Annotated in this window: 9 protein-coding genes; all 9 read left to right on the top strand. The window is 50.3% G+C overall.

Features of this window, described 5'->3' with window-relative positions; all coding sequences use genetic code 11:
• Positions 1–283: 283 nt before the first annotated feature.
• Positions 284–751, top strand: coding sequence for a hypothetical protein (locus tag DEF47_RS23105; protein ID WP_012191778.1), 468 nt, complete (start codon positions 284–286; stop codon positions 749–751).
• A gap of 213 nt (positions 752–964) precedes the next feature.
• The gene (locus tag DEF47_RS23110) at positions 965–1,684 is read left to right on the top strand and encodes a Rieske (2Fe-2S) protein (protein ID WP_012191777.1); all 720 of its coding nucleotides are present in this window, start codon (positions 965–967) and stop codon (positions 1,682–1,684) included.
• 27 nt (positions 1,685–1,711) lie between these two features.
• A complete protein-coding gene (locus tag DEF47_RS23115; protein ID WP_012191776.1) occupies positions 1,712–3,400 on the top strand; it encodes a cytochrome b in 1,689 nt (562 codons plus the stop codon).
• Positions 3,401–3,459: 59 nt separating this feature from the next.
• A complete protein-coding gene (locus tag DEF47_RS23120) occupies positions 3,460–4,320 on the top strand; it encodes a cytochrome c (protein ID WP_012191775.1) in 861 nt (286 codons plus the stop codon).
• A gap of 60 nt (positions 4,321–4,380) precedes the next feature.
• A complete protein-coding gene (locus DEF47_RS23125; RefSeq protein ID WP_012191774.1) occupies positions 4,381–5,061 on the top strand; it encodes a hypothetical protein in 681 nt (226 codons plus the stop codon).
• Positions 5,062–5,197: 136 nt separating this feature from the next.
• Complete coding sequence (locus DEF47_RS23130; RefSeq protein ID WP_012191773.1) at positions 5,198–6,871, top strand: M14 family metallopeptidase; 1,674 nt, start codon at positions 5,198–5,200, stop codon at positions 6,869–6,871.
• 292 nt (positions 6,872–7,163) lie between these two features.
• Positions 7,164–8,402 (top strand): cation:proton antiporter, encoded by a 1,239-nt coding sequence (locus tag DEF47_RS23135; RefSeq protein WP_012191772.1) that lies wholly within the window; start codon positions 7,164–7,166, stop codon positions 8,400–8,402.
• A 142-nt stretch (positions 8,403–8,544) separates the two neighbouring features.
• Positions 8,545–10,032, top strand: coding sequence for an ammonium transporter (locus DEF47_RS23140; protein ID WP_012191771.1), 1,488 nt, complete (start codon positions 8,545–8,547; stop codon positions 10,030–10,032).
• Positions 10,033–10,191: 159 nt separating this feature from the next.
• The gene (locus tag DEF47_RS23145) at positions 10,192–11,439 is read left to right on the top strand and encodes an MFS transporter (RefSeq protein WP_012191770.1); all 1,248 of its coding nucleotides are present in this window, start codon (positions 10,192–10,194) and stop codon (positions 11,437–11,439) included.
• Positions 11,440–11,591: the final 152 nt, after the last annotated feature.

The raw sequence follows: 11,591 nt of genomic DNA on the forward strand, positions 1-11,591 counted from the left end.
GAACCAGCCTATCCGTGGTTCGTCGCAGCAACCTACCCTGGTAAGCACCCCCTCGCCCCTCACCCGCCGAGCGAGGTGAAGGAGAACCATCGTATCATGAAAATTGGAACTCCCCTCGCCCGCCGCAGTGGAGAGGGGTTGGGCGTGAGGGACTATCAACGGTTGTTAATGTTATGAACCATGACCCTCTTGGTTGTAGTTTGATACCTAAAAACTAGTCGCTCAGCTTATCGTAGGTATAATTACGCATTATCAAATTAATTAATCAAACAATGAGGTATATATGAATCAGAAACCTGAAGGCTGTTTATGGTGTGAGTATCGTGGGCCAGTCTTGGCTGGCGAAATTATTACGGTGGTCAATCCGCAAGTAACGTTGCAGCATGAGCTACGACGTTGCCCAACCTGTCGCGAGGCGATGGTGGATATTCGCTGGCCCGACCGGATTGTGCGGCGCAAAGTGCGTGAATCGCCGCGCCGTTTTCGGCGATCACTGTGGGTAGTGGTTTATCCCGTCGAATGTGCTTGGTGTGGCAGCCACAATACCGATGCCTATGAAGTGAATGCGACAGTTTCCAATCCAGTGAGCACACGTTTCAAATATGATATTTATCGTTGCTTAGATTGCCAACGGCCAAATGCCATTTCCTATCTGGGAGAAGTCTATGTGCATCGTGCTGATCAAGACAAAGAATTCTTTTCGTTGTGGCATTTAGACCCAGAACTTGAGCAAAGCGAGCCAAGCGCATAGCTGAAAAAACTGCCAAATTAGCCAAAAACTGGCATGGTCGGATTGCGAAATAGCCCTTTATAAAGGCAAAAAATCGCTGTGCTAGGCGTTTGACGCTCCTTTGTGCAATGTGTTACAATACCGAGTGACCCCGCCTCAGCGTCTGTGCGCGGTATTTTTTTGACATTGCCACGATATCCAAACGACAACCAAGGCGGCTAGGAGAACCTAATAATGGCTGAAAACCCGAAACAATCTGGAGGGCGGCGGATCGTCTCGCAGGCCGAAGCAGAGGCAGTGACTGCTAAAGCAGGCGTTAGCTCTGTGACCCGTACCAAAGTTGGCAAGCCGGTTGGCGAGCGGCTAGGGCTCAATCGGCGCGAATTTATGGCTTATGCGACGGCTGGCTCATTGGCAGTGTTAACTGCGCTTGGGCTGGGCACAATGGTTTCGCCCAACAAAGATGACGATTTAGTCAGAGAATTGACCGGCGGTGGCGAATGGATTCCTGGTGGGTTTGCCTACCCACGGATTAAAGCAGGCCAGTTTGGCGGCAAATTTACCCTGGCTCGTAGCGGCGAAAGCTACTCAGTCGAAGAAGCCCCAGAATTAAACTCTACTGGTAAATTTTTCATTGTTAAGGTGGATAAGAACAAAAGTGAAGCCGAAAATGGGATCGTCCCAACCAACGATAATAATGTTGGGGTCGAAACCGGCGATGGTGCCTATTTGATTGCGATCTATCAAGTATGTACCCACTTAGGCTGTTTGATTCCCTTCCAAGCTTCACAAAATCGCTTTATCTGCCCATGTCATGGCTCGACGTTTGAACGTAACAGCCATTATGTGCTTGGTCCTGCGCCCCGAAACCTTGATCAGTTTCCGGTTACTTTAGAAAATGGCGCATTGGTTGTAGACACTGGGAAAAAGAAGACGGGTCTAACTCACGGCTAGTTTACCCAGTCACGAAGGAGTTTCCGTATGGCTGTATCGCCTGAAAGCAAGCGCAAGGGCTTCGGTGGCTGGCTAACCGAGGTTGGTCGCTCATTCTTCCCTTCGATGGGGGCACGTGAGTGGCGCGAAACGCTCCGTGGTGAGCCAGCACCACGCCCAAACCCACGGATGCGGGTGCATTCAAATAGTTTTTGGTACCACATTCGCCCACGTTCGTTATCTGAAGAAGCCACCGCATGGTATTACACTATGGGGCTTGGCTGGATGTCGTTTTTCTTCTTTGTGCTTGAGGCGATTACTGGTCTCGTTTTGATGATCTATTATTCGCCATCGCCCAATGAAGCCTACGCCACTATGACTCAGATTATGAACGATGTGCCGTTGGGCGGCCTGATGCGGAATGTTCACCGCTTAGGGGCGCACTTTATGGTTGCAGTGGTGATTTTACACATGCTGCGAACCTACTTTACGGCCTCGTATAAAGCTCCGCGCCAGTTTATCTGGTTTACGGGGATGATCCTGCTCTTTATGACGCTGTTGTTGTCGTTCTCTGGCTATCTCTTGCCATGGGACCAATTGGCGTTCTGGGCGGTGACGATTGGTTCGTCGATGGCCGATGCTGCACCTGGGGTTGGGCCGGCAATTGGCCGCTTGCTCCGTGGTGGCGCTGAAATTGGCGCGGGCGCACTCTTGCGCTTCTATTTGCTGCACATCTTTATGTTGCCAATGCTGACGATTATTTTCATCAGTATTCACTACTATGCAGTGCGCAAGCAAGAAATCTCGCCAATTCACGAATTGTTTGAAAACAAAAAACCAACCAAGCGCAAAATCCCCTTCTTGCCAGATCAAGTGTTCTTTGAATTGGCCGTGATTGTGGTGTTGACCTTTGCCTTTATCTTTATCAACAACTTCTTCTGGGATGCCAAGCTGGAAAATCACGCCAACGCTTTGGAAACCCCTCAACACACCCAAGCACCATGGTATTTCTTCTGGTTGCAAGGGATGTTGAAGCTTGGTGATAAGATCGTTTGGGGCTTGGGCATCGCTGGGATCATCTTCGGCGCACTGTTCCTCTTGCCATACATCGACCGCAACCCTTCACGCCGCTTCAAAGATCGCAAATTTGCGCTTGCTGGCGGGATCGTTTCGTTGATTGTCTTTATTGTGGTTTCGTATGGTGGCTTGCCCGCCTTCGGGATTCAAAAAGTCGGTTCGAACGAATTGGCCGTGTCGTATGTACCGGTTGAAGGCGAAGGTCGAGTGATGGAAGTGCCATTCGACCAAGTGCCGCAAGAAAAATTTGTCTATAAAGTCTATTACGATGCAACCAAAGATGCGTTTGTCGATGGTGAGTTTGGCGTAGCCGAAGGGCCATTGCCAGAAGCACTCTCGCCCGTCTTCAAAGAAATGTTGCTCGAACTCAAGCACGATGTGCAAAAATGGGCTGAATATGATGTGTTGTTTGTTCGCCCAACCGTAACCTTGACGATCGAGCCATGGCTCTATCAACAAGATACCGATGCTGCCGGATTCTCAACAGCAGTCGATGGGATTCTGCAAAAACGTGTGACCTTGGATATGGAATGGACAACGGCGGGTTACGATGCCGAAGGTAATTTGGTTGAAACCCCTGAAAAGAGCCGTTACACCCAATATAAATTCCTGAACCGCAATGGGGTTGTTCACGTTGGCGATACAGAACCACGAAACTAAGTTTTTTATCCACGGCCTAAGTTTGTGCTTGGGCCGTGTCGAATAAGGAAACACGTCCTATGACGAAAAACATTGCAGTTTCGCTGCTGTTTACCCTCGCAACAGTTGCCTTGCTTGGCTTTATCTGGTTTGGCCAAACCAATGATCGGTTGGCAGCTACCAATTTGCGCCAAGATGCTTTGCAATTGGAGTTCGGGCAGCGCAACTACGAACAATATTGTGCCACCTGCCACGGCTTGGCTGGCGAAGGCCAAGGCCCAGGCAATAAGGCCGCGCCAAAGCTTTCGGATTTGCAAGGTCGCTTAGGCCCAGGCACCGAAGCCTTTACCCGCGAAAACGGTATTCAGAAAAAATATGGCTCGTTGCGCAACTATGTTGAAGCCATTATTGCCTATGGTAAAACTGGCACGGCCATGCCCGCCTGGAAATTGCAAGGCATGCGCGATGACCAAATCAAGGCGATTGCTTCATATGTGATGTCGATGCAAGGTGGTGCAGTTGCGCCATCCGCGCTTGACTCAGCCAAATCATGGTCTGCCACAACTGAAGCTGGTTTGCCACCAACTGCTACTCCCAATGAACCACCATTGGATGATCCGTTGGCAGAAGCGGGTAAACAAACCTTCAATACCTACTGTATTAGCTGCCATAGCAAAACCGATGCAAGCGGTGCTGGCCCTGGCTTAGCTGGCTTGTTCGGCGAAAGTGGCACTAAAGCCTTTGGTACAACCCTGCCCAACGGCAATCCAGTCAACGACGCTAATGTTCTAGATTGGATCAAGAATGGTGGCGGTGGTCCAGGCGTTGGCCCAGATCCCCAAGATGGCGCTTCGTATGGGGTCATGCCTGCTCAAGGCCAGATCTTAAGCGAAGATAAGATTCTCGAAGTCATCGCCTACTTGAAGACATTGACTCGTTAAAGCATGAGCTGGCGATGGCATGCTGTCGCCAGCCTAAAAGCCTTCTAAGGAGGCCATTCAGTGAAAAAATGGTTGAATAACATAGGCGTGAGCATGCTTGATCTGGTTATTTTTGTGCCATTTGCCTTGATCTACACGATCTTTGGGGCAATCTGGACGACCAGCAGTGGCCCGTATATGGCTGGCGATCTCGCCACCGGCTTGCAAATTAAAAAAGATATTATGTACTACTTGCTGTGGGCTTGTTCAATCGGCTATGCCGTATTGGCCAATACTGCGGTTTTGTGGGGCAAAGCTGCTCGCGGTGGCTTGATTGCCTTTGTGATTACGCTCGGTGTCATGGTTGCAGTGTTCTTTGGCTTGACCTTTGGCACCCAAGCACTTGCCGATACGATTCCGGCCTCAACCAAAGTAGTCAGTATTGCGATTGGCGATATTTTGGTGCTGTTGCCAATCGTGACTGCCACAATCTTCTTCTTTATCGCTTGGATTGTGACTGGATTTAGCAATCACTTGCGCGGCCAACCAGTAGCGCAAGGCTTTGTGCGCTTAGGCGTAGCCTTGATGGTTATTCCGGTTGTCCAGTTCTTCGTGATTGTGTTCTTGCCACGCTGGGACGACGAAGTACGTGGGGTTGTGTTTGTGCATGCCATGAGCTTGGGCTTGCTCTGGGGCTTGTTCCTCGGTGGTGGGCTTGGCTCGAATTTGCGCAAGCGTAGCGAAACTCCGGCAACTGCCTAAATTGCTGAAATTTCCCGTAAAACCCTTGGATGAATTACTCATCCGAGGGTTTTTTGGTTTAATTTGGGCTTGCATCTTGGTAGAACAATAATGCATAATATGCAATATCATGCATAGAGTTAGCAATGGAGTGGCTATGCCAGAGATTGATTACACACGCTATTATCGTTTCGCTGAGTTGGTGGAAGCGCTAGAAGGCTTTGCCGCCGAATATCCCGATTTGATTAGTTTGCAATCGATCGGTAAAAGTTATGAAGGCCGTGATTTGTGGTTAGCGACCGTTACTAATGTTGCAACTGGTGGGCCACGCGAAAAGCCAGCCTTTTGGGTTGATGCCAATATCCATGCGAGCGAAGTAACTGGCGCAATGGCTGGCTTACACTTGATCGATACGCTGCTCAAAGGCTATGGCAACGATGCTGAATGCACGCGGTTGCTTGATCGCACGACCTTCTACATTTTGCCACGCTTCAATCCTGATGGAGCTGAACGGGCCTTGACCACGCCCTATGTAGTGCGGTCGAGCGTGCGACCTTATCCCTATGCTGAACGCATCGATGGCTTGTATCAAGAAGATATCAACGGCGATGGGATTATTTTGCAGATGCGCTTGGTTGATCCCAACGGCGATTGGCGGGTCTCCGAGCATGATCCACGGGTGATGGTCAAGCGCAAGCCCTATGAAATTGGCGGCACCTACTATCGAATTTTGCCCGAAGGCTTGATTCAAAATTACGATGGGGTCAATATCAAACTGAGCCGCGCAGTCGAAGGCTTGGATATCAACCGCAACTTTCCAGTTGATTGGCGACCTGAAGCCGAGCAATATGGTGCTGGCCCCTACCCAACCTCTGAGCCAGAAATCCGCGCTGTGGTGCAATTTATCGTCGATCACCCCGAAATTCATAGTGGCCTGACCTACCACACTTATTCGGGCGTGCTGCTGCGACCATATGGCGACCGCGCCGATGATCAGATGAATTTGCATGATCTCGATGTGTTTAAGGCGTTGGGTAAACATGGAACCGAGTTAACCGGTTGGCCCAGTGTTTCGGTTTACCACGATTTTCGTTACCACCCCAAAGATGTGATTACCGGGGTGTTTGATGATTGGGTCTACGATCACTTGGGTATGTTTGCCTGGACAGTCGAATTTTGGGATTTAGTTGGTTCGGCAGGGATCAAAGATCGCAAATTTATCGAGTGGTTCAAAGAGCACCCCGAAGAAGATGATCTTAAAATTATGCAATGGGTGGATGAGCATGGCGAGGGCTTGTGCTTCTACGATTGGACAGCCTTCGAACATCCCCAGCTTGGCCCAGTTGAAATTGGTGGCTGGCATCCGATGTATGCCTTCCGTAACCCACCGCCAGCCAAATTGCTTGAAACGATTGCGCCTGTGACCCAATTTGCCTTAGCTCATGCCGCGATTGCCCCATTCACCACAATTAGCAGCTTTGAGCTTGAGGCGTTGGGCGATAACGTTTATCGGCTGCAAGCAGTGGTGCAAAATGAAGGTTATTTACCAAGTTATGGCTCGCAAAAAGGCCGCGAACGCAAGGCGACCTTGCCACTTGAAGCCTTGCTCAATCTACCCGAAGGTTCAAGCCTCAAGCTTGGCCAAGCCAAAACCACGATTGGCGATTTGGAAGGGCGTTCAGGCCGAGTTTCATTCTTTGGCTTTAGCAATGGTTCGACCACTGATCGCACCAAAGTCGAGTGGGTGGTGCATGTGCCAAATCCTGGGGTGATTGAATTGACGATCCAAGGTGGACGCGGTGGCATTGCCCGCGCTAAGCTCGAAATCTAAACTAAAAATCAAGTGATTTCCTTGAACCGCTAGCAGCGATAGCTGTTAGCGGTTTTTGTGTGGCTAGATAAAGCTCCAACATTTAAGCCGAAATTTTTGGGCACTTTATGCACAAAGAGGCTTGATTTTTGTGCAGTTTATACAAGCTAGCTAGCTATGGGTTTGGTTATTTTGTTCGATAGTCGATGGGAAACGATCAGCTACTATAAATTCAATCGCCCAACTTAGGCAAAATCCACAAATAAGCGACCTCTCAACCTTTATAAAAACCCAAGCTGTGAGGTATCCGACGATGAGTTCAACTGTGCAACTGATCTTATTGCTGTTGGTGTTAATCGGTGTTGCTAAAATTGGGGGCGCACTTAGTGCCGCGCTTGGCCAACCAACCGTGTTGGGTAAGCTGTTGGCGGGCGTGCTGCTTGGCCCAAGTTTAATTAATGTCATGCACTGGGAAACCTTTCAAAGCAGCGATCTGAAATCGACCATCCACTACCTCTCGGAGCTTGGGGTCATTTTCCTCATGTTTATCGCAGGCCTGCGCATCGAAGCCCATGAGTTGCGCGAAGCTGGCAAGGCCGCAACTTGGACAGCGATTTTGGGTGTGATCATTCCATTTTTTGGTGGGCTGCTCAGCGCGTTGGCTTTTGGCTATGGCCTTATTCCAGCGATTTTTGTGGGCCTATTGTTGACCGCAACCAGCGTTAGCATTTCGGCTCAAACCTTGGTTGAGTTGGGGCGGCTCAAAAGTCGAGTTGGTACAACGTTGCTAGGCGCGGCGGTGCTCGACGATATTATTGGGCTGCTGTTACTCTCAATTTTTATGGCCACTCAAACCAGCGATGGCAACTTCATGACGATTGTTTGGACGATTGTACGCTTGGTGGGCTTTTTGGTGGTGGCTTGGTTCTTGGGCCAGCGCTTTTTGCCGCGCATCCTTGAACGGGTCAAAAAAATGCGCACCAACGAGCCAGTGCTCACCTTTGCGGTGTTGGTGGTGCTTGGCTTAGCCTTCACGGCTGAAACGGTGGGGCATTTGGCCGCAATTACCGGGGCATTTATGGCCGGTATTCTCCTGAGCCATACCGATGTGCGCGATGAAATTGACCGCTCAATTTCGAGCTTTACCTATGCCGTACTTGTGCCAATTTTCTTTATTGGAATTGGATTGAACACCGATTTGAGCAGCCTCAGCGGTGCAGCCATCCCAATGGCCATTATGTTGTGTATCGTAGCGATTGGTACCAAAATTGTGGGCTGTGGCCTAGGAGCCAAAATTGCTGGCCTCAACCAACGTGAGGCAATTCAGGTTGGCTGTGGCATGATCTCGCGCGGCGAGGTCGGGTTAATTGTCGCCTCGCTGGGTGTCCAAAATCAAATTGTTGATACTAATGTATTTTCATTGACCGTAGCAGTAGTCTTGGTAACCACTCTCGTCACGCCAATTCTGCTGAAATGGTCATTCAAAACCGAGCCATTGCCAAGCCTCCACTTGGCGCTTGAGCCTGAAGATGAAGTGTTGGCAATTGGCTAAGGCACTCTATTCTTGAGGATTGATTGATTGAAGAAGCGTTGGAATCCCCTCTTGCATTCCAGCCGTCAGTGTTGACGTGAGCCGCGTTGCAGCGACATGCATTTGACCCTATTCCGATACGGGCTACAGAAAGGAAACGCCTGTGGAAGAGCAACTCAACTCATTGACGGTCAACGCAAACATCTTGTGGGTCTTGCTCGCTGCTTTTCTGGTCTTCTTTATGCAAGCTGGGTTTGCCTTGGTTGAAGCAGGTTTCACTAGGGCAAAAAATGTCGCGCACACCATGCTCATGAACTTGATGGTGTTTTGTATTGGGGCGATTGGCTTCTGGATTTGTGGCTTTGCCTTTGCCTTCGGTGGAGTCAACCATACCTACCCAGCCACAGGCGCAAACGCTGAATGGAACTTCGGCCCAGTTACCTTGGGCGCTTGGGGCGATGCGCTCTCCTCAAATCTCTCCTTCGGTGATCAATGGGGCGTGCTTGGCACCAGCGGCTTCTTCCTGAATGGCATTGGCATGAGTGCTGCTGGGATTTTTGCCTTCTTTATGTTCCAAATGGTCTTTATGGATACCGCCGCCACGATTCCAACGGGCAGCGGGGCTGAACGCATCAAGTTCATTGGTTTCGTGATTATGGGCTTTTTGGTCAGTATGTTCGTCTATCCACTTTCGGCCAACTGGGTTTGGGGCGGTGGCTGGATGGCCAATATGGGCCGCACGCTTGGGCTTGGCAACGGCGCAGTCGATTTTGCTGGCTCAGGGGTTGTGCACATGACTGGTGGCGCAGTTGGTTTGGCAGTTGCGCTGGTGCTTGGGCCACGGATCGGCAAATTTAATAAAGATGGCAGTGCCAACACGATTCTTGGGCACAACTTACCAATGGGTGTTTTGGGCGCAATCATCCTCTTCTTTGGCTGGTTCGGTTTCAATCCAGGTAGCTCATTGGGTATCCAAGGTTCGTTTATGAACCTAACCGCCTTGGCCGCCTTGAATACCTTGATCGCTGGAGCTGCTGGTGGCATCAGCGCCATGACCTACACATGGCTGAAAAATAAAAAGCCCGATCCAGGCATGAGTGTCAATGGTTTATTAGCAGGCTTGGTGGCGGTAACCGCGCCTTGTGCCTTTATCACGCCGGTTGCCGCAGCAATTATTGGGGCAGTTGGCGGGGTTTTGGTGATTTTCGCCAGCATTCTGTTGGAAAAACTCAAAATCGACGATCCAGTTGGGGCAGTGCCTGTGCACTTGTTCAATGGCTTTTGGGGTGTGATTGCGGTTGGTCTCTTTGCCAACGGCAACCCCGATACCGCTAGCTGGAACGGCATCGATGGTCAAGCGGTAACTGGCTTGTTCTATGGTGGTGGGTTCAGCCAACTCTTTGCTCAATTGATCGAAGGCTTGGGCATTGGCATCACGGCATTTGTTTTATCGTTTGTGGTCTTCAAAGCCTTGGCCAAACTTGGCCTAATGCGTTCACGCGCTGAAGACGAAGTAGCAGGCTTGGATTTACCAGAAATGGGCATGCCTGGCTATGTTTCCGATGGCGCATATATGCCCGAAACTGGGGCAGCCCCTGCTCCTAGCGAAGAACCAGCTACGGCTGGCTTGCCCGCTGGCGCTGCTGCTTAACTCAATTCAAACCTCAAACGCCGTAGGTTCGAGCCTACGGCGTTTTTCATTTTAGCCGCCAGCCACATAGATATGGACTATCGTTGCAATTGAAAGCTCTGAGCACCAAGCTAGCTTATAATCATATCTAGATTTAATCATCAAATAAAGGGATTGCTCATGGCTTCAACATCGACTACCCCGCGCCAACCCTCGCCGTTGGTCGCTTTACGCCACCGCGATTATCGGCTGCTCTGGAGCGGCCAACTGATTTCAATTGCTGGCTCGCAGATGCATACCGTAGCGTTGCACGTTCAAGTTTATCGTTTAGCTAGCGCGATTCCTGGGGCTAATCCAGCGATTTTTCTGGGCTTGATTGGCTTGTTTCAGTTTATTCCCTTGCTGTTGCTGGCGTTACGTGCAGGTCTATTGGCCGATCGAGTTGATCGACGACGTTTGATGCTGGTAACACAAAGTATCTTGATGGGGTTATCGTTGGTATTGGCGGTTTTATCGTGGTTTGGCTTAATCAATCTGTGGTTGCTGTATGGAATTATGATTATCTTTTTCAGCACCAAAACCTTTGATTTACCAGCTCGCCAAGCGTTAATTCCGCGTTTAGTGCCGCGTGAAGTACTGCCAACAGCATTAAGTTTAAATATGATTGCTTGGCAAATTGGCAATATTGCTGGGCCGGCCTTGGGTGGTTGGTTTGTTAGCTATTCAATTGCCTTGGTCTATTTGATCGATGCGATCAGTTATGGCGTGGTGGTATTGAATTTGTGGCAAATGCGCGGCAATTATGCCCCAACCGAGGTTAAACCAATAATCAAAGGCTCCATGTGGGAAGGTTTGCACTTTGTACGGCGCACGCCGATTATTTGGTCTACCATGGTGCTCGATTTTATTGCCACCTTTTGTGGTGCTGCCACGACCCTCTTGCCCTTATTCGCTGATAAAGTCTTAAAGGTTGATGAAAAAGCCCTCGGTTTGATGTATGCAGCACCAGCAATTGGCGCGTTAGTAGCCGCCCTCGCCATGTCGTGGTTTGGCAATCCGCGCCGCCAGGGCATGGTTGTGGTGGTTTCGGTGGTGCTCTATGGCTTGGCGACCATGGTGTTTGGGCTAGCTCCAAGCTTACCAATTGCCGTGCTGGGCTTGGCGGGCACAGGTGCAGCTGATACGGTCAGTGCTGTCTTGCGCGGCACAATTCGCCAATTAAACACCCCCGACGAGCTGCGTGGGAGAGCAACCTCGGCCAATATGCTGTTTTTTCAAGGCGGGCCATTGCTAGGCGAGGTTGAAGCTGGCTTCGCTGCATCATTGGTTGGTGCGCCAATCGCTATCGCTTTTGGTGGCGCGATTTGTGTCGCCGCCGCAATCATCATTGCTGTGCGGATACCCAGTTTACGCTTGTACGATCGTTGAGAGCATAGAAAAATGTGGCTATTGGCTGAAGGCGCTAGGCTATCGGAGCAATTTTTGATATTCCAATGGACGTTATAGCCGGAATGGTTTATGCGGTTGGTAACGAAGCGCATGCCCTTACCCCTGACCTCCTCTCCCGCCCGCGAGGCGAG

This window comes from Herpetosiphon sp. (assembly GCF_003512625.1).
GTDB classification, from domain to species: Bacteria; Chloroflexota; Chloroflexia; order Chloroflexales; family Herpetosiphonaceae; genus Herpetosiphon; species Herpetosiphon aurantiacus.